Below are 21913 nucleotides of genomic sequence, written 5' to 3' on the forward strand. Positions count from 1 at the left end.
CCTCGTTTCTTCTTATTTCCGATTCAAAGCAAAGACGGTATCCGTCAGCACGCGGTCAAATGCAGAGGCAAGTCCTTGAAGCAGCGGTTTGCGGAACATGGAATAGTGGTCTCCCGCGACCTCATGGATATTGACCGGCTGACTGGAGAGGGCGCGCCACCTCATGCCCATATTTTCCACCGGACTCGTCAACGCCTGGAAGAAATCTATTCTTGCCGCAATCGGATTGGCAGCAGCATAATGATCGCGAGCATAAGTTAACGAACGGCATACGTTATAAATCTTGATTAGCTCAGGCAAGCTTTTGCAGTTCTCAACCTCCGGCATACTCGCAATGAGCTCTTTGTTGGACAGCAGCATCGCCAAGAGTTCTTCGCCAGCCTGCTCTTGCTCCGCCAAGGTCAGGAACGTATGCCATACCTGCTCCGAACCGGCGGTTTGCTCCAATAATCCCACGACAAGCGGCGAATGGAGATACGGGGCGAACATATTCGTTAAAAGCTCCATCTCCGCTGCCGGTTCGAATGGGCTGTCCTCCGCTATGTCCCCAGCGTCCCCCTGAACGAACGGGGAGTCGATCAGCCCTAAAAATCCAACCGTAAAGCCCAGTGCTTCCAAGAGTCGGGCCATTTCGAAGGCAATCGTCCCGCCGATGCTCCATCCCGCCAAATAGTAACAGCCGTCAGGCTGGATGCTGCGGATTTTGTCAACATACGATCCCGCGATCTCCTCCATGGATAACGCGACAGGCTCATGATGCTGCAGCGGCGCAACTTTGATTGCCCAGCATTGGAAGCTATCGGACAAATACCCGCTGAACGGCACGTAAGGCTCCGCTTCGCCGTCCCCGGCATGAATGAAGAAGAGTTGCTTGTCCTTGGCCGCGCCTTCTTTCAACAGCAGCAGTTGTTCGTCCTGCCCTTTCTCTTCTGCCGCCGGAAGCAGCGTGCTGACGAATTCCGCCAATTTGCAGACGGTCGGGCGGTTAAAGATTTCGACTAATGGGAAATTCACCTGAAGCGCATCAAATATATCGAAGGCAAGCCTCGTGGCCAGCAGCGAATGTCCGCCGATTTCAAAGAAATTGTCGTGAATCCCGATTTCGTCTTTGTCCAGTATCTTCTTCCAGATCGCCAGAAGCGTCTCTTCCATTGCGTTCTGCGGCTGCTCTTGTTCGCGGAGAGCGACATGAGCCGACGTAGGCTCCGGCAGCGCCCGGCGGTCGATTTTCCCGTTTGGCGTTAACGGCATGGTCGTCAGCGGGACAAAGTAGGCGGGAATCATATACTCCGGCAAGCGCTTGGCCAGCTCTTCCCGCAGTTCGCCTGCCGAAATAGGCGAGTCCGTCACGTAATAAGCGCAAAGCGATTTTCCCCCCGCCTTCTCGACGATGAGAACCGTTGCTTCTCTCAAAGCTTGAAGCTCCAGCATCCGGCTCTCGATTTCCCCTAATTCGATGCGATGACCCCTGATTTTGACCTGCTGATCGATGCGGTCCATGAACTCGATATTCCCGTCGGGCAAGAACCTCGCCAAATCGCCGGTTCGATAGATCATGCGGCCTTGCTCCAAAGGATGCGGCACGAATTTCTCCGCCGTCATTTCCGGCAGGTTCAGGTAACCTAGCGCCAAACCGTCCCCGGCCAGGCAAAGCTCCCCTGGGATGCCAATAGGCATCAGTTGCCCGCCAGCCCCCAGAATATAGGCTTCCGTATTGCTCAGCGGCTTGCCGATTGGGATCGTCGCGGCGTCGGCGGCAATGTCGTCTACCGGATAGAACGTCGCATAGACGGTGCTCTCCGTCGGTCCATACATGTGAACGATGACGTCAGGTCCTAGAGCGGCCAGAGCGCTGCGCACATGATTCACCGATACGCGTTCCCCGCCAAACAATATTTTTCTCAGCCGTGTCAAGCTGTCCAATCGGGTATCCACAAGAAGATTGAATAAAGCGGTTGTGACAAACATAATCGTCACCCGCCGGTCGATCAGGATTCGGCTGAGCCGATGGATATCGAGAATGTCGGATTTCGGCACGACGACAAGCGCGGCGCCGTTCAGCAAGGCGCCAAAGAAGTCGAAAGTAAACCCGTCGAAAGCATAGTTGGACAAGGAAGCGACGACATCGTCCTCTCCAATCTCAATGTAGTCCGTTCCCTTCACGACTCGGGCCACATTCGCGTGCGTCGTCATGATGCCCTTTGGTTTGCCGGTCGTGCCGGAGGTATACATCACATAGGCGAGATCTGAGCCTTTTCCATGCGCAATGGCGGGTCTGGCCTCTTGATCTCCCAGCATTATTGCGTCCATCCGCACGATCTCCGCCAAGGAGCCTGCGGCAGACGCCGCTTGTGCAAACACAGCCTCTCTGGTCAACAGGACACGCGCTCCGCTGTCCTGAAGCATATATTGGATACGCCCCTGCGGATATTCCGGATCGATTGGCAAGTAGGCATTTCCTGTTTTTAAAACAGCCAGGATCGCCGTGACCATATCGAGCGAGCGGTCCATCAGAATCGCCAGAATGCCTCCCGGCTTTATGCCTTGCTCCAATAATCCGCCGGCTACTTGATTGGACTTTGCGTCAAGCTCCCGATAAGTCAGCTGCTCCTCTCCGAATACGACTGCCACTCGATCCGGGGTTTTCTCCACCTGCTCTTCAAAGAGGCAGGCCAGCGATTGATGCCTAGGATAAGCCGTCTGCGTGTTATTGAAGACTTCACAGATCTGCCGCTTCTCCTCCTCTTCGATGAGTGTGATAGCGGAGATCGTTTCTTCAGGCCGATTCGCCATGACGCTTAACAGCTGCGCCAAATGCCGGCCCATCCGCTGGACAGTGCTGCGTTCGAATAGCGCCGTGGCGTATTCGATGTCGAAGACTATGCCGTCCGCATGGCTTTCCTTCGCCGTCACGGTCAAATCTACTTTCACCGTTTTCACATTGACATCCAGTGGCCGCACGGGCAGAGGCAGGCTTGGCAGCACGTCCGTCTCCGCGCTTTGCAGGGTGAACATGGTGTCGAACAGCGGATTGCGATTGGCTTCGCGGACCGTCACTGTCTTTTTCACGAGTTCTTCAAAGGGATAGCTTTGGTTCTCGTATGCCTCTAGCGTGATCGTCTTCATCTCATGAATGAAGCTTAGAATCGTATGCCGGTTAGTCGGCTGACTGCGAATTGCCAGCGTATTGACGAACATCCCGATGATTTTATCGAGATCCGCATGCAATCTCCCCGCAACGGGCGTTCCTACCACGATATCTTCTTGTCCTGTGTAAGCATGCAGCAATAGGGTGTAGCCCGCCAGCAAAACCATGTTCAGCGTTGCGCCCGTCTCGGCCGCTAATCTGCGGAGCCCCGACGTTACGTCGACGTCGATCCGAAACTGGATAACGTCCCCTCGGTGATCCGACACCTTGGGACGCGGACGATCCGTCGGCAGTTGGAGAACAGGCAGGCTGCCCACAAATTGACCCAGCCAGTAGGCTTCCTGTTTAGCCAGCTCGCCTTGCGCAGCCAGCCTATTCTGCCATACGGCGTAATCCTTGTAGTGAAGCCGTAATTCCGGCAAATCCGCGTTGGCATAAAGGATTCCTAATTCTTCCATCAGGATATCATTGGACAGGCCATCGCCAATAATGTGATGCATGTCGAGCAGGAGAATCTGTTGATTCGGATTGATTTGTACCAGCTCCGCACGGAATAACGGAGCCTTGTCAAGCTCGAAAGGCTTCACGAATGTTTGCATCATACCGGCCATAGCCGCTTCGATGTCTGCGTCGTGATGAAGGGCATGCTCCGGCTCACGATAGGTTAACGCGAAGACCACCTCGTCTTCAATGCGCTGAAAAGCCTCCGTTTCAACCCGTACAAAGGAAGTTCGAAGTGATTCATGACGGCGAATCAGCTTCCAAAGCGCCTGCTCCAGTCGGTTGATGTCCAAATTCCCTTCGATCAGCAGCGCATCGGGCATATTGTAGACGATGGACGCCGGCTGCATCTGCTGCAGCATGTACATCCTCTTTTGCGCGGAGGATAACGGATAAACGTCCATTTTGTCGTCGATACGGTCGATCTGCGTATATACGGAAGCTTCATGATTTCTGATAAACATCGCTTGATCCTGAAGAACTGGCAGCTTGAAGATTTGAGACAACGGCATGTCAACCTGAAACTGCCGAGAGATCGCCTTGACGACCGCCATCGCCTTGAGCGAGTGTCCGCCCAGCTCGAAGAAATGATCGATTCGGCCAATGCCGTCTCTGCCCAGTATTTCTTCCCAGATCGAGACAAGCTTGACTTCGATGGCATCCAAAGGCGCTGAATAGGCGGCTTCCTCGCGCATGCGAATGGCAAGCAGAGCGTTTCTATCGATTTTGCCGTTCGGCGTCAAAGGCATCTCATCCAACTGAATGATAGCGCTGGGGATCATAAAATACGGCAGCGACTGCGCCAAATAGTGCCGCCAGTACGCGCCGGATTGCCGCTCTTCCGCGACGATATAGGCGACCAGTATTTTTTCGCCGTCTGGGCTTTGATCCGCAAGCACGACGGCTTCGCCGACCCCTGCATGCAGCTGGAGCTGCGCTTCGATCTCGCCCAATTCTACCCGGTACCCGCGAATTTTCACCTGCTGGTCCATTCTGCCCAAGTATTCCACATTACCGTCCGGCAGCCATCTCGCCAAATCGCCTGTCCGGTACATCCTCTCGCCCGGGATAAACGGGTTAGCCACGAATTTGGCCGTTGTGAGCTCAGGCTGATTCAAATAGCCTCTGGCTAATCCCACGCCGGCGACATAGAGCTCACCAGGCACGCCTATCGGCTGCATTTGCCCCTGAGGCCCCAAAATATAGACCTGTTTATTCGGCATGGGCTTTCCGATCGGAACATTGTGGCCGCTTGACTCCAGGCAGTTGAAAGAAGTCGTCGTCACCGTTGCTTCCGTCGGTCCGTACATGTTGTACACGAGCCGGTCCGTCAAATTCGAGTAATAAGACGGCTTCACGACATCCCCGCCCGGATAGAACAGCCGAACAGGATGACCGGGGGACAACCGTTGATTCAGCTCGCTTAAAAGCAGCGAAGAGCAGAATAGGACGGTGACGTTTTCCTGTTCAATGACAGCCTCCAGCAAATCCGCATCCAGCCCCTCTTCCTTATTGGCGATATAGACAGTGCCTCCGCATAATAGCGCCAGGTACATTTCGTCAACAGCGCCGTCAAAGGAAACCGACTGCAGATGCAGGACCGTATCCCGATGGTCAAGCTGAAACCGCTGAATAAAGGTATACAGATAAGCGGCAAGATTGCGGTGTTCATTCATAACACCCTTAGGTCTGCCTGTTGATCCGGACGTATAAATGAAGTAAGCCAAATGATGCATGTCCGTCACCGATGCCAAATTCGAGCCGTCTTCCGCATACGAAGCTTCTTCCGCAAGGTCCAGCACAATCCCGTCCCACTGCCTGTCCTGCAAAAACCGGCTTTTTGTCAATAAAATCGATGCTTGACTATCCGCAAGCATGTAATCGATCCGATCTTGCGGGTAGTCGGGATCGATCGGGACGTATGCCCCTCCGGCCTTGAGCACCGCCAGGACGGCGACAATCATGTCGACAGACCGTTCTTCCATGACGGCGACCACGGTTTCCGGCCGGACGCCTTTACGCCGCAGCGTTCTGGCCAACCGATTGGCTCTATCGTTCAGCGCCCGATAACTGATTCGAGCAGCGCCCTGCTTCAAAGCGATGGCATCCGGCGTGCGTTCCGCCTGCTCTTCGAACAGCTGATGGGCGGTCTTCTCCGCCGGATAGGCGGCAGCCGAATCGTTAAATTCAACCAATAGACGATGCTTTTCTTGCGGTGGCAATAGTTCTACCGCGGAGATTGGCAGATCCGTATCCATGACCAACGATGTCAGCCATTGGCTGAACAAATCCTTCCAGCGCTCGATCGTTTCCCGTTTAAACAGTGCCGCGGCATATTCGAAGCTGAAGGATAAGATGTCCTCTTCCTCTATTACGGATAAAGTCAGTTCAAACTGCGTGACGGCATGCTCGAAAGGAAGGGAGCGCATCCGCACACCGTGATCCCCGCCCTCATGCTTATGGGATAAGGTAAACATCGTGTCAAACAAAGGATTGCGGCTCATATCCCGCTGCGCCACCCGCTGCTTCACCAGCTCTTCGAACGGATAATCCTGATTCTCATACGATAAGAGCAGGGTCATCTTCACTTCCTGCAAATAGGCGGCAAAGGTTTTCTCGCCCTCCGGGAAAGTGCGAACCGCCAGCGTATTGACGAACATGCCGACGATGCCTTCAACATCGACGGTCGGGCGGCCGGAAATCACCGTGCCCGTAATGATGTCATCTTGACCGGCCATGCGCGACACGAAGGCGTTGTAGGCCGCGAACAGGACCATGAACAGGGTTGTGCCTGTTTGCTGCCCGATTCGGTATAAAGCGGCAGTCAGTTCGCGATCAGTGGCGAATTCGACTTCGCCGCCGGTGAAACTTTGTATCGCCGGACGCGGATAATCCGCCGGCAGGCTCAGCACAGGCAGGGATCCCGAGAGCGAGTCCAGCCAGTAAGCTTCTTGCTTTTTCATCGCTTCCGATTGCAGCATTTCTTGCTGCCAGCAAGCGTAATCTTTGTACTGCAAAGGCAAAGGCGGGATCTCTTCGCCGTTGTAAAGCCTGAACAGCTCATCCATCATCAGGTTCACTGAAACGCCGTCCGAAATGATATGGTGCATATCCATCAGCAGGACGCAGCGATCCTCCGCGGCTTGATACAAAGCCACCCGCCATAGCGGAGCCCGATCCAGATCAAAGGGACGGATAAAAGATGCGAGCAGGGAGGGGACCTCTTCCTCCGTGGCGGCGCCATGCTCGATTTGGAAATCAACCGCCGGATGAATCCTCTGGAAGGTCTCTCCGTCCACCATTTCAAAAGAAGTGCGCAGCGATTCATGCCTGTGCATCAACCGGGCGCATGCGTCATTCAGCCGCTGCACGTCCAGCGCGCTTTCAACCAGGAAGGCAGCCGGCATGTTATAGCTTTCTTCCGCCCCTTCCAGCTGTCGCAAAATATAGAGCCGCCTTTGTGCCGAAGATACAGGGTACCGTTCGCTTGGCGGAGCCGGAGCAATCGGCGCAAAGCCGCTCTGGCGCTTGGATTGCAGCAGCTGGGCCAAGGCCTCGATTGTCGGCGCCTGGAATACGCTGGTCAAGGCGACTTCCACTTGCAATTGCTTGTATATGCGCGCCACAAGCATCATGGCTTTTAACGAATGTCCACCCAGCTCGAAAAAGTTATCCCGAATGCCGATAGGCTTAACTTCCAGCAGTTCTTCCCAAAGGCGGACAAGCTCCTCTTCCAGCGGCGTTCTGGGAGCTACGACCCTGCTGTCGCCCTCCAACGGATGGTTAGGAACCGGCAGCATTTTCCGGTCCGCCTTGCCATTGGGGGTCAGCGGAATCCGGTCCAGCTTGACCAAAAAGGACGGAATCATGTAATTGGGCAGCAAGCTGGCCAGCGAGCTTTTCACATCATCCATGGTCACGGACGTGTCCGCGGTAAAATAGCCGCAAAGATGCCTTACGGCACTATCATCCGTATATACGGTGACAACGGCTTCTTTGACCCCTTCGATTCGCAAGAGGGTAGACTGGATTTCCGATAATTCGATGCGATAGCCGCGAATTTTGACCTGCTCGTCGGCGCGTCCCACATATTCGATCCGCCCGTCAGGAAGCCATTTTGCCAAGTCCCCTGTTTTGTACATCAACGTGCCGGTCACAAGAGGATTCGCCACAAATTTGGCAGCGGTCAGCTCGGGTTGATTTCTGTACCCTCTCGCCAGGCTGGCCCCACCGATACACAGTTCACCGACTACCCCGATCGGCGATAAACGATAATCGGCATTCAAGATATACACCCGATTGTTAGCGATTGGACGGCCTATTGTAATCGGACTCTCCTGCTGAACATGTCGCGTGATCGTGCCGCCGATGCTATTTTCCGTCGGACCGTATTCATTGGTTAACTCAATATGCCCGTTTTTCGCGTTATGCTCATCGACCAAGCGCTGCGGGAGGGCTTCCCCGCCCAACGTGATCACTTTTAATGAACGGCTGTCTTCTGCGCTCAAACACTCTATTAGCGCTGCGTACAGGCTCGGCACACACATGAAATGGGTCACGGCGTGATCGACAATCGCTTTGCGAATCACAAGCGGATCTTTGGCCCCTTCGTCCGGAAGCAGAATGGAAGTGGAGCCTGCCAATAACGGAGCAAAGAAGGAAGATAGAAACCCGTCGAAAGCAAAGGAAAAGAGTTGAACCATCCGATGGGAAGCATTGAAGCCGTACTCGCCCATTCGCCATGTCAGGTAGTTCATAACGCTGCGATGCTCAATCATAACCCCTTTCGGCATGCCGGTTGTTCCTGAGGTATAGATCACATAGGCCAAATTATTCGGAGCGGCGGCCGGTTCCAGGTTTACGCCGTCTTCTGCCCCGACAGGATCCTTTTCAAGCTCGTCCAGGTATATCGTATCGAGCGAAAAATCCGCGTTAGGCTGCAAGCCCGTTTGCGTAATAAGCCATTCGGCCCCGCTGTCGTTCAATAAATACTTGATTCGGTCGTCGGGATAAGAAGGATCGATAGGCAAATAAGCGCCGCCGGCTTTTAAGATCCCGAGTAATCCGACAATCATTTCCACGGATCGCCGGACCATAATGCCGACGATCCGGTCCTTCGTCACACCTTTATCCCGTAAAATTCGGGCTAACCGGTTCGCTCTTTGGTTTAACTGCGCAAAAGTAAGCGAAGCTTCCCCGCAAATGACCGCGGGATGGTCCGGCTGCCGCCCCGCTTGCTCCTCGAACCGGCCGTGTATGGTGGCGTGGTTTGGCGGCGTATCCAGATGGGTACGGTTAAATTCGACCAGTAATTGTTGCTTGTCGCTATCTGATAACAGCTCGATGCGGCCTATTGGCGCAGCGGCTTCCTGGGTGATGGATTCCAGCCAGCGTATGAACTGCTTGGCCCAACGCTCTGCCGTTGACGAATGGAATAATGCGCTGGCATATTCCAGCCGGAAAGCAATATCCGTCTCCAGTTCCATCGCCGTCAAGGTTAGATCAAACTGGGCAATCGGATGCGTGGCAGGATACGTACGAATGCTCAATTCGCCGGACATCGCATTCGGATCAAGTACTTCCTCCATGGTGAACATGACGTCGAAAATCGCCGTTCGGCTGGGATCGCGCTGAATGCCGAGTTTTCTGACCAAATCGTCGAACGGATAATCTTGATGCTCGTAGGCCGATAGCAAGGTTTGTTTAACTTCGCTCAAATAGGAAACAAAAGTTTTGCTCGCCTCCGGACAGCTGCGAATGGCCAGCGTATTCACGAACATACCTACGATATCCGACAGCTCCGAGCGCGATCTGCCCGACGATACGGTCCCGACAATCATCTCTTCCTGATTCGTTATACGTGATAAATAAGCGCTGAAAGCTGCAAGCAAAACCATATAAAGCGTCGTCCCCGTCTGCTGCGCCAGCCGACGAAGCGCTTCTGTCAGCCCGGCATCCGCCCGGCAAATGATCTGCTCGCCCTCGAAGCTGCGAACCGCAGGTCTCGGCTCATCCGTCGGCAATTCCAGAACGGCCAGCTCCCCGGAAAGGGCTTCCAGCCAGTAGGCTTCCTGATCTTCCCGTTCTTTCGAACCTTCCTGTCCTTGCTCCCATACCGAATAATCTTTGTAGGCCAGGCGCTGCTCCGGCAGCGAAGCTCCCCGGTAAAGCTCGTAGAATTCCTGCTCCAGAATTTGAAGAGACACGCCGTCGCTCACAATATGATGGATATCGGTCAGCAAAACATGACGCTGCTCTCCGAGGCAGATGACACTGACCCGATACAGCGGCGCGGATGCCAGATCGAAGGGGCGTATGAACTGGCGGATGAACGCAGGAACCTCCTCTTCCTTCGCTTCGGCAAAGTTCACCTCGAAATCGACATGGCCATGAACGCGCTGCATCAACTCTCCATCGCTGAACTCAAAAGAGGTGCGCAAAGAGGCATGGCGTTCAACCAAGCGGGTACATGCGCCGACAACCCGCTGCCGGTCCAGCTTGCCTTCAAGCAGCAGCACATTCGGCATGTTATAAGCGGCTTGAGCGGAATCAAGCTGGTGAAGCAAATAGATTCTTTTTTGCGCGGAGGAGACGGGATACATCTCGCCCTGCTCCGCCGGTTGAATCGCGGTGTATTCATTGCCGCCCAGCATGGCAATCGCCTTGGCCAGCGCCTCTACCGTGGGCGACTGGAAAATTTCCCGTAGCGACACATTCACCTTCAATTCCTGATGGATACGGGAGACTAGCGCCGTGGCTCGGAGCGAGTGCCCGCCGATCTCGAAGAAATTGTCGCGGACCCCCACGCGCGCAAGGCGCAAGACATCCTGCCAGATCGCGGCCAGCCTATCTTCCAGTTCGTTCCTAGGCGCTACATAGGATACGTCGCCCTCTTCCCGGTCCGGCGCAGGCAGCGCCTTTCTGTCGACTTTGCCGTTCGGCGTCAACGGCATCCGCTCCAGCCGCACAAAGTACGACGGGATCATAAAATGAGGTAGCGTCTTCGCCAAATCTTCCCGCATCCCCGCGGTGGCCAGGTCTTCATCCGCCACCACGTACGCGCATAAATACCGCTCTCCCTGCCCGTCATCGCGGATGATAGCCGCCGCTTCCCGCACGGAAGCAATCTGCAGCAGCCTCGACTCCACTTCGCCCAGCTCCACGCGGTAACCGCGCAGCTGTACCTGGTTATCGATCCGGCCCAAATATTCGAGATTGCCGTCCGGCATCCAGCGGACCAGGTCGCCCGTCCGGTACAAGCGCTCGCCCGGCACGAACGGATTCGCTACGAACTTCTCCGCGCTGAGCTCCGGCTTCCGGTAATATCCCCGCGCTACGCCGGCGCCGCCGATGACCAGTTCCCCCGGCACGCCGACCGGCTGCAGCTGCATGCGGTCATTGACCACATACATGCGCATATTCGGCATCGGCTTGCCGATCGGCACATACCCCGCGCCGGGCAGCTTGTCCAGCGGCTCCTCGTAGTAGCTCGTGTCGATGCTCGCTTCGGTCACGCCATACACGTTCAGAATCCGAATGTCCGCGCCGAACCGCGTTTGCAGCTTGGCATACTCCTCCACGGAGCAACTGTCCGAGCTCACAATCACAACCTTCAGCTCCGGCAGCGGGATGCCCTGCTCCTGCACATAGTCGAATAACGGCGTAATCAGCGCCGGCGTCGATTCAAAGATCGTGATGCCTCGTTCTTGCAGCAGCCTCGCCAGTCCGGGAATATCGGCCCGCACTTCCTCCGGGCATAAGACGCATTGTCCGCCGTTCGCGAAGGTACGCGCCATATCCCCTGAGAACACGTCGAAAGAGAAGCTTGCCATTTGCAGCAGTCTCACCGGAAATTGATCCAATCGATAGACCGTCCGATAAGCCATGGCGACGTTGACGAAGCTTCGGTGCTCGATCATCACGCCTTTGGGCTGGCCCGTCGTCCCCGAAGTATAGATGACGTAGGCCAAATCCTCCGGCCCGCTGAGAAGCTCTACAGGGGCGGAGCTCTCCGCCTCCAAACCGTCATCCTCAAAATAAAGCACTTCTCCGCTGAAGCCTGCGCCTTCAGAGGACTCCTCCGCCCGGCTGCCCGTGAGCAGCTCCGCGATCTGCCCTTGCAGCTCGCGCTGGGTTAACAACAGCGCAGCCTGGCTGTCGCGCAGCAGGTACGCGATCCGCCCCGCCGGGTAGGCAGGATCGATCGGCAGGTACGCCCCACCCGCCTTCATGACGGCCAGCGCCCCGATGATCGTATCCGCGGAGCGGCGCGCCATAATGCCAACGATCGTCTCGCGCCGCACGCCCTTGGCCCGTAGCGCGCGAGCCAAGCGATTGGCCTGCGCATTCAAAGCGGCATACGTCCATTCCGCTTCCCCGACGACAAGCGCCGTTTGATCGGGCGTTCTTGCCGCTTGCTCTTCGAATATTTCATGAAACGTCCTGCTCTCCGTGTCATAAGCCGCAGCGGTATCGTTAAATCCAACCAGAATGTGCTCCCGCTCCGCTTCGGACAACAGTTCGATGTCGCCCAGCACGGCGTCCGGCTCATGAAGAACTTTTTCCAGATATCCCTCAAAATGCTTCGCTATTTGCTCAATCATGCGAGCGGAATACTGGCTAATGTCGTACTCGATTTGCAGAGTCAGCCTTTCACAGCTATTCCCGGTCAAAAAGGAAAACGCCGCCAGCGAGCCGACGGCAGCTTGATAGGCATCATCATGAATCGCATCCAACCGGACTATCGTCGTGCAGGCAGGCAGCCCCTCCGCCATCTTAGGCAATTGAAGATGCTCCGCTATGATCGCGAAAGGAAAGTTTTGATGCTCGTTGGCAGCCAACACGGTTTCCTTCATGCGCCCCAGCCACTGTTTGAACGTGAGTGAGGAATCGTAGTCTGTTTTTAACAGCACGAATTGGTTTAGCCATCCGTCATGCTCTCTTTGCTGCGCGAAAGTCGGCATCCCCACGATCACCGTGGCTTCGTCCGTATACTTCGCTAACAAATACTTAACGCCCGATAATAAAATCATATAGCGCGCAATATTGGACTTGTTCGAAATCTTGTCGATCTTCTCGATCAAGGGAAGCGGAATTTCACGCGAATAGCGCCCGATTTTCTCGCCGGATTGGGCGGTCGGCGCCTCCCTGGGGAAGCCCGATACAGCATCGTGAGGTTGAAGCAGCTGTAGCCAATACTGTTTTTCTTTATCGAACTGACCGCTTGCCAGCAAAATATGTTGAGAGAGCATATCTGACATCGTTTAACCTCCAAGGTTGTTAAAAAATAAACTCAATCGGTTCATCCACGGTATTCGTTAAAGGATTGAACGTTTGCAGGTGGATATCCTTGATCTGAACTTCCACATTTGCGGTCATCGTCCGGAGAATGAAGATCCAGTCGTTACTCATCCGCTGAACGGTTTCTTTCTTGAATAACGATGTCATGAAATCCAACGTACAATAAAGGGTATCTCCCAGTTCCACCACATCCAAGGAGAGATCAAACAGCGATACCGCAAAAGGAAGCGGGAAGTACTTCATGGCGACATCCGACAGCTTCTTCTCCCTATTTTCCGTATTGTGCAGGGCAAACAAGGTATCGAAGAGCGGATTTCTGCTTAGATCCCTCTTCAGCCCCAGCTTCTCCACCAACCTATCAAACGGATAATCTTGATGTTCATACGCGGCAAGCGTCGTTTGCTTCATCTCTTGAAGGAAACCAGCTGCCGTTTTTTCTCCGGAAAGCGCCGCTCTGATCACCAGCGTATTGACGAACATACCGACAATCGGCTCAAGATCCGCATGGGACCTTCCGGCAATAAGCGAGCCCACGCGAATATCTTCCTGTCCGGTATATTTATGGAGCAAGATGTGATAGGCGCTCATGAGCGCCATGTATAATGTGGTTCCCGTTTGCATAGACAATTGCCGGAGTTTGTCGGTGAGCTCTTTGTCAATGCTAAAAGCGACCGTATCGCCGGCAAAGCTTTGAACGGAGGAACGCCGATAATCCGTCGGTACCTGCAGCGTGCTCAGTTCTCCCGCCATAGCGGACAACCAATAATTTTCATGAACCTTGAAGATGTCGCTGTCGAAATATTTCCGCTCCCAAACCGCATAGTCTTTATATTGAATGTCCAGCTGGAGCAAATCTTTCCCTGCATAGAGCTCGCCGAGCTCATGATGAATAATGTCCAGAGAAAAACCGTCGGAAATCATATGATTCATATCCAACAGCAGTAAATGGCGCTCTTCCGATAAAGCGATGAGCTCAACCCGGAACAGCGGCGCTTGCTCCAAATCGAACGGTTGCGCAAAAGCTTTCACCAGAGCGTCCAACTGCTCTTCCGTTGACTGCCTGTACCGCACTTGGAAATCTACCGCCGGATGAATGCGCTGCACCACCACGCCGTCTACCATCTCGAAGGATGTACGCAAGGCCTCATGCCGTTCGATCAACGCGGACAAGGCTTTTTCCAAGCGCCCCCGCTCCAGCCTTCCCTCAAGCATCATCGCATGCGGCATGTTGTAAATGAGCTCCGACCCCGGCATTTGCTGCAGTATATAGAGACGCTTTTGTGCGGAGGAGAGCGGGTAATACGCGCGGGAATCCGCTTTGACGATAGTTGCAAACGAGTTGCCGTTCAGCCCTTCAATCGCGAAAGCCAGCTTTTCTATCGTGGGTGACAGGAAAACTTCCCGCAGCGGCAGTTGGACGTTCAATTCCTTATGAATGCGCGAAATCATCGCGGTGGCTCGGAGCGAGTGCCCGCCGATCTCGAAGAAATTGTCGCGGACCCCCACGCGCCCAAGGCGCAAGACATCCTGCCAGATCGCGGCCAGCTTATCTTCCAGTTCGTTCCTAGGCGCTATATAGGATACGTCGCCCTCTTCCCGGTCCGGCGCAGGCAGCGCCTTTCTGTCGACTTTGCCGTTCGGCGTCAACGGCATCCGCTCCAGCCGCACAAAGTACGACGGGATCATAAAATGAGGTAGCGTCTTCGCCAAATCTTCCCGCATCCCCGCGGTGGCCAGGTCTTCATCCGCCACCACGTACGCGCATAAATACCGCTCTCCCTGCCCGTCATCGCGGATGATAGCCGCCGCTTCCCGCACGGAAGCAATCTGCAGCAGCCTCGACTCCACTTCGCCCAGCTCCACGCGGTAACCGCGCAGCTGTACCTGGTTATCGATCCGGCCCAAATATTCGAGATTGCCGTCCGGCATCCAGCGGACCAGGTCGCCCGTCCGGTACAAGCGCTCGCCCGGCACGAACGGATTCGCTACGAACTTCTCCGCGCTGAGCTCCGGCTTCCGGTAATATCCCCGCGCTACGCCGGCGCCGCCGATGACCAGTTCCCCCGGCACGCCGACCGGCTGCAGCTGCATGCGGTCATTGACCACATACATGCGCATATTCGGCATCGGCTTGCCGATCGGCACATACCCCGCGCCGGGCAGCTTGTCCAGCGGCTCCTCGTAGTAGCTCGTGTCGATGCTCGCTTCGGTCACGCCATACACGTTCAGAATCCGAATGTCCGCGCCGAACCGCGTTTGCAGCTTGGCATACTCCTCCACGGAGCAACTGTCCGAGCTCACAATCACAACCTTCAGCTCCGGCAGCGGGATGCCCTGCTCCTGCACATAGTCGAATAACGGCGTAATCAGCGCCGGCGTCGATTCAAAGATCGTGATGCCTCGTTCTTGCAGCAGCCTCGCCAGTCCGGGAATATCGGCCCGCACTTCCTCCGGGCATAAGACGCATTGTCCGCCGTTCGCGAAGGTACGCGCCATATCCCCTGAGAACACGTCGAAAGAGAAGCTTGCCATTTGCAGCAGTCTCACCGGAAATTGATCCAATCGATAGACCGTCCGATAAGCCATGGCGACGTTGACGAAGCTTCGGTGCTCGATCATCACGCCTTTGGGCTGGCCCGTCGTCCCCGAAGTATAGATGACGTAGGCCAAATCCTCCGGCCCGCTGAGAAGCTCTACAGGGGCGGAGCTCTCCGCCTCCAAACCGTCATCCTCAAAATAAAGCACTTCTCCGCTGAAGCCTGCGCCTTCAGAGGACTCCTCCGCCCGGCTGCCCGTGAGCAGCTCCGCGATCTGCCCTTGCAGCTCGCGCTGGGTTAACAACAGCGCAGCCTGGCTGTCGCGCAGCAGGTACGCGATCCGCCCCGCCGGGTAGGCAGGATCGATCGGCAGGTACGCCCCACCCGCCTTCATGACGGCCAGCGCCCCGATGATCGTATCCGCGGAGCGGCGCGCCATAATGCCAACGATCGTCTCGCGCCGCACGCCCTTGGCCCGTAGCGCGCGAGCCAAGCGATTGGCCTGCGCATTCAAAGCGGCATACGTCCATTCCGCTTCCCCGACGACAAGCGCCGTTTGATCGGGCGTTCTTGCCGCTTGCTCTTCGAATATTTCATGAAACGTCCTGCTCTCCGTGTCATAAGCCGCAGCGGTATCGTTAAATCCAACCAGAATGTGCTCCCGCTCCGCTTCGGACAACAGTTCGATGTCGCCCAGCACGGCGTCCGGCTCATGAACCAGTTGCCTTAACAGCTGTACGTAGCACCGGGCCCATCGTTCAATCGTTTCCTTATTGAATAAGGCTGTGCAATAATCAACAATAAGCTTAATGCCGCCTTTTTCTTCAAGCACGCTAAAGGTTAAATCGAACTTGGAGGCGCAATAGCCGAATTTGTACGGCCTTGCCTGAACATCCGTCAATTCCAAAGCAAGCTCCACATTCAGCAGCTCGAACATCGTGTCGAAGATTGGATTACGGCTTATATCTCTGCGGATGTTCAGCTTCTCAATCAGTTCTTCAAACGGATATTGCTGATGCTCATACGCGGATAATGCCGTGTGCTTGACCTCTTTCAAAAAGTCCGAAAACCGTTTATTCCCTGCTGGGAACATGCGCAGCGCCAACGTATTGATGAACATCCCCATGATGTTCGTCAGTTCGTCCTGCGGTCTTCCCGTAATCGGCGATCCTACGATGAATTCTTCTTTGCCGGTTAATTTGTGCAAGAGACCTGCATACGCCCCCAGCAGCACCATGAACATGGTCGTTCCTGTCCTGCCGGCCAATTGATAGAGCTGCTCAGACAAATCCTGATCTAACACAACCTGAATATGGTCGCCGTTGAAGCTTTGTAGCGCCGGTCTGGCACGGTCCGTCGGCAGTTCCAGAACCGGGATTTCCCCGGCCAGCGCGTCCAGCCAGTAGGCTTCCTCTTTTTTATATTCATCCGTTTGCATGAAATCCTGCTGCCATACGCAGTAATCCTTGTACTGAAGATGAAGCGGCTGCAGGGTGTTCCCCGCATAAAGCTCGCTTAATTCGCGCAAAAGAAGGCCGATCGTCATGCCGTCCGAAATGATATGATGCATGTCGAACAACAATAGATGCTTATCTTCTCCGATCTTGATCAAATCCACGCGCATAAGCGGCGCCTGGCTCAGATCAAATGGACGAACAAAGCCGTCAATGCTTGCCTTCGCTTCCGTTTCCGACGCCTCGAGATAACCGATGCGAAAATCGCCGGTCGGATGAATGCGCTGAACAGGAACGCCATCGATCAGTTCAAACGAAGAGCGCAGCGCGTCATGCCTTGCAATGAGACCGGCAAAGGCATGCTCCAGCTGTCCGCGATCCAGCTTTCCTTCAAGCAGCAGCACTTCCGGCATGTTGTATGCTCGCTCGGCGCCTTCCAGTTGATGAAGAATGAACAGCCGCTTCTGCGAGGACGACAGCAAATAGTAGTCCCTTTGTTCCGCTTTGACAATAGATATGAATTGATGACTATTCTGTTGTTGAATGACTTTAGCCAATTGCTCAATCGTCGGATGCTCGAATATATCCCGCAGGGCGATCTTCACATTCATAAGCTTATGAACACGCGACATCAGGGACATCGCTTTTAACGAATGGCCGCCAAGTTCAAAGAAGTTGTCCCTGATTCCCAATTTCGCAACGCCAAGCACCTCTTGCCAAATGCGGCATAGCGCTTCTTCCGCCGGGTTGTTAGGCGGTATGTATGCCGTTTCGTTAAGCAAATCCTCGGCCGGCTGCGGCAGTGCATTCTTGTTGACCTTCCCGTTTAACGTAATCGGCAGCTTCTCCATCCACACAAAATGAGAAGGAAGCATGTATTCCGGCAACGAATACGCCAGATCTTGCCGCAACTGTCCGAAGCTCATTTCTTCTTCCAGTACGATGTAAGCTGCTAAATAGGGGCTGCCGTTCGCTTCCAGCCATGTTTTCACGGAAGCTTCCCTAACGAGCGGATGCCGCAGCAATTGAGATTCGATCTCACCGAGCTCAACCCGGTGCCCCCTAATTTTGACCTGATCATCTTTTCTGCCTAAATATTCAATGTTACCGTTAGGCAGCCAGCGCGCCAGATCGCCCGTGCTGTACATTCTTCCTCCCGGATGATTCGGGTCGGGAAAAAACTTCTCCGCTGTCAGCATCGGATTGTCGACATATCCCCGGCCTACATTATCCCCGGCGATATACAATTCGCCCGCTACGCCCTGAGGCACCAATTGACGGTGCGCATCGAGAATGTAAATGGACGTATTGGCAATCGGTCGGCCGATCGGCGGCAAATCGGCAATCGGATTCGACGGGTCGACCGTATACGTCGTCACGACATGAGTTTCCGAAGGACCGTAATGATTATGCAGGTAGATGCCTTGCGCACGGAGCATCTTTTTTAACTCGTCGCTGACAACGAGCTGCTCTCCGGCTGTCACGATATGCCGGACGCAGGTCGGGAAACGGGCCGCAAAATCGCTGTCCTGAAAAACAAATTTGAGAAAGGAGACGGGTAAATACAGCACCTCGATTTGATTGCCAGCAATGACTTCCAATAGCCGGTTGACATCGGTTTGGGTATCATTATCAATGAGATGCAGCTTCCCACCGGACAATAAGGTGGAAAAGACCTCTTGATAGCACACGTCGAAGCTCAAGGTCGTATATTGCAGCACGCTGCCGCTGCAGTCGATATTCGTCTGAGTAAATTGGAAATAGAGCAGGTTCACCAGGTTGCGATGCTCCAGCATCACGCCCTTTGGCTTGCCTGTCGTACCCGATGTGTAGATGATATAGAGCAAATCATTCGGCGTATTGACATAATCTACGGGAGCTTTGCTTTCTTCCTCCAGCGGTTCCGTCTCCACATCCAGTACCGGCGTCCCGGTCAAGCCCGGGTCCATCAAACGGGTTTGCGTGATCAGAACAGCGGCCTGAGATTCCTCCAGGATCAGCCTGGCCCTTTCATACGGATACTTGGGATCGATCGGTACAAAAGCAGCTCCCGCCTTCAATACGCCGAGAAAACTGACAATCATCTCTAACGAACGTTCCAGCTTAATGGCAACGATGTTGCCGGAGCCAACCCCGCGCCTGCGCAGCGCCCGGGCCATCTGATTCGCCTTTTCATCCAATTCCCGATAGGTTAACTGCTCCTGGCCTAAGGAGACGGCTGCTCGTTCGGGCGTTCGTTCCGCTTGCTCCTCGAACAGCCGGTCAATGGTTTTATCCCGCGGATAGTCGGCCTTCCTATCATTAAAAGCGGCCAGTTGCCGCCGCTCGGCGTCCGTTATCATCGTGAGATCGGCCACGAGACCGTCCGGATTGCGGACGATTGCATGCAAAAGCACGCTAAAATGGTGAGCCAGCTTCTCCATAGCAGGGCGGTCAAACAAATTTTGATTATATTCAAAATGTAAGGATAGCCCTTCGTGCAGAAACATTTTCAGGCAAATATCGTAATTCGTCTTGCCGCTGCCGGCGAAGGAGCGAATTTGAAGGCGGCTGCCTTCGGTATGAAAAATGTGTTCAAAAGGGATATTTTCCAGTACGACGATGGAATCAAACCATTCATTATTTTTCAAACCGCATTCCGCTTTGATGTCGGCAAGAGACGTATACCGGTAATTTTCCCGCGCCTTCATGTCTTCGGAAATCTGATGGATGAGGGACTTCCCGCTCGCGCCCGCCGTCAAGCTCACTCTTGTCGGCAGCGTATTAACGAACAAGCCTGCGACTTGTTCCATTTCCCTCAGCTGATGGGGTCTCACCGATTCCACCGAGCCAAAAACCACATCGTCCACGCCTGTATACCGCTGCAGCAGCACTCCCCAAGCCGCATATAGAAGGGGAGCTAGAGTAAGGTTGGAGGCTATCGCCAAATCCTGGGCCTCGCGGTACACCGTATCCGGGACGTTGAACGTCAAGTGATCCACGGCATAATCGTCCGATTCATGGACCTGATTGGTCTTCAGCCGGGTAGGCTCGAATGCCGCCAAATAACGTTTCCAGTAGGTTAACGACTTGCCTTTGTCCTGGACCTGCAGCCATTTGACGAATTCCTTGTATTTTCCTTTCCTCGGCTTCTGATGCTCTTTCCCATCAAGCAAACGATTATAGGCGTCCTGGAACTCCTTGAGCAGAATCCCCATACTCCAGCCGTCAAACAAAATATGATGATTGGATAGAATCATTTCGATTTCATTGTCGGACAGTACGCAGAGCAGAATGCGGTAGGGCTCAGACTCCAGGACCAGCTTTTGCGCCCGATCCGTTTCTTTGATGACTTGCAGCTGCGCAAGCTGATCATTCGCGGAATAAGGGGTCAAATCGATCGTCAGCACAGGCGGATCGAATTGCTTGAGGACCAGTTGAACCGGCCGATCGATGTTGTCCCACTTGAAAACCGTGCGCAGCATTTCATTGTCGGCAGCGACCTTGCCCCAGGCTTGCTTAATTTTATCAATGTCGATGACACCCGTTATCCGAAACCCGAATTGCTCAAAATACATATTCGAATCCGGGTTTTTGATATAGTGAAACAGCATGCCGGCCTGCATTAGACTCAAATTAACGATATCTTCGACATTCTCTTTCGTAATCACTGGCTTGCTCATGGTCTCTCCCCTATGATTAGGCATAAACGCCTTGTCTCTCGCTGCAAACTTCTTGCGCACAAAACTTTTGCATGCTCGTCTTAATGATCGCCATGCCCTGCATCAAAAGCTCGGTCTCGATATTTAAAGGCGGCATTATTTTGATGACCGTATCGCCTCTTCCCGCCCTTTCGATAATGAGTCCCCTCTCATAACACTCTGCGACAATTTTCTTCGATATCGCTTTATCCGTAAGATTGGAGACATCAATCCCCCAGATCATCCCAATGCCGCGAATCTGGATGTTGGCGTCAAGAGGAGTAATTTCTTTATGCAAAAAGCTGTCAAGGAATGCGGCTTTCGCTGCTACCTCCTGCTCCAAATTCACTTGTTTGCGGTATTCCAGGGCAGCCGTGCCGCCAATGAAGGCCAACTGGTTGCCTCGGAAGGTGCCGTTGTGCTCCCCAGGGTGCCAAATATCGAGCTCAGGCTTCATCAGAACGAGCGACATCGGCAATCCATAGCCGCCGATCGATTTGGAAAGAATGACAAGATCAGGGACAATGCCTGCGCGTTCAAAGGAGAAAAAAGTTCCCGTTCGCCCGCATCCCGCTTGAATATCGTCGCATATCAATAAAATGCCGTGCCGTTCGCACAAAGCGCTCAGTCGGCGCATCCATTCAACCGGGGCGACGATCACGCCGCCTTCCGCCTGCACGGTCTCGAAGATGATGGCTGCCGGCTTCTCAATCCCGCTGTTTTCATCCGTCAGAACAGCTTCCATATAGGCGATGGTATCGAACGTATCCATGAAGCCGTATGGGTAAGGCATGAACGTCACATGCGAGAGGGGAACTCCCGCACCCGCCCTGTTGTAAAGGTTGCCGGTCAAAGCCAGGCTTCCGAGCGACATGCCGTGGAATCCGCCCATGAACGAAAATACGCCCGTACGCCCCGTCACCTTCCTGGCCAGCTTGATGCTCGCCTCCACCGCATTCGTACCCGTCGGACCGCAAAACTGCATTTTGTACGGATAACGGCCAGGAGCGAGAACTTCCCTCTGGAAGGTTTCAATAAACGCCTGTTTCGCCTTGGTAAACATGTCCAATCCGTGAATAACGCCGTCATTTTCGAGATAGTCCATAATTTTTCGCTTGATATACGCGTTGTTGTGCCCATAATTCAGGGCGCCGGCGCCAGCAAAAAAATCAATATAACGTTTCCCGTTTTCCGCTACCATGACGCTATCTTTAGCGCTGCTATAAACATCTGAAAAGGTTCTGCAATAAGATCGCACATTCGATTCCCATTCTTCAAATACGTTCATAAAGT

The 21913-nt window shown here is 54.2% G+C and carries 3 protein-coding genes; all 3 read right to left on the reverse strand.

Annotated elements, in window-relative coordinates:
• Window positions 1-12: 12 nt before the first annotated feature.
• From KQX66_RS02730 to ectB, 3 genes are read right to left on the reverse strand one after another with little or no spacing between them, the layout of a single operon-like run.
• The gene (locus tag KQX66_RS02730) at window positions 13-12909 is read right to left on the reverse strand and encodes a non-ribosomal peptide synthetase (RefSeq protein ID WP_216789356.1); all 12897 of its coding nucleotides are present in this window, start codon (window positions 12907-12909) and stop codon (window positions 13-15) included.
• A gap of 19 nt (window positions 12910-12928) precedes the next feature.
• A complete protein-coding gene (locus tag KQX66_RS02735; protein WP_216789358.1) occupies window positions 12929-20602 on the reverse strand; it encodes a non-ribosomal peptide synthetase in 7674 nt (2557 codons plus the stop codon).
• A gap of 16 nt (window positions 20603-20618) precedes the next feature.
• A complete protein-coding gene (gene ectB / locus KQX66_RS02740) occupies window positions 20619-21908 on the reverse strand; it encodes a diaminobutyrate--2-oxoglutarate transaminase (protein WP_216789360.1) in 1290 nt (429 codons plus the stop codon).
• Between the last annotated feature and the right edge of the window lie 5 nt (window positions 21909-21913).

This window comes from Paenibacillus oleatilyticus (genome assembly GCF_018998565.1).
Lineage (GTDB): Bacteria > Bacillota > Bacilli > Paenibacillales > NBRC-103111 > Paenibacillus_G > Paenibacillus_G oleatilyticus.

Excerpts from the sequence above, each read along its gene's own strand:
- KQX66_RS02730 (WP_216789356.1), bottom strand. The coding sequence starts at position 12,909 with ATGTCAGATATGCTCTCTCAACATATTTTGCTGGCAAGCGGTCAGTTC.
- KQX66_RS02735 (WP_216789358.1), bottom strand. The coding sequence starts at position 20,602 with ATGAGCAAGCCAGTGATTACGAAAGAGAATGTCGAAGATATCGTTAAT.
- ectB (WP_216789360.1), bottom strand. The coding sequence starts at position 21,908 with ATGAACGTATTTGAAGAATGGGAATCGAATGTGCGATCTTATTGCAGA.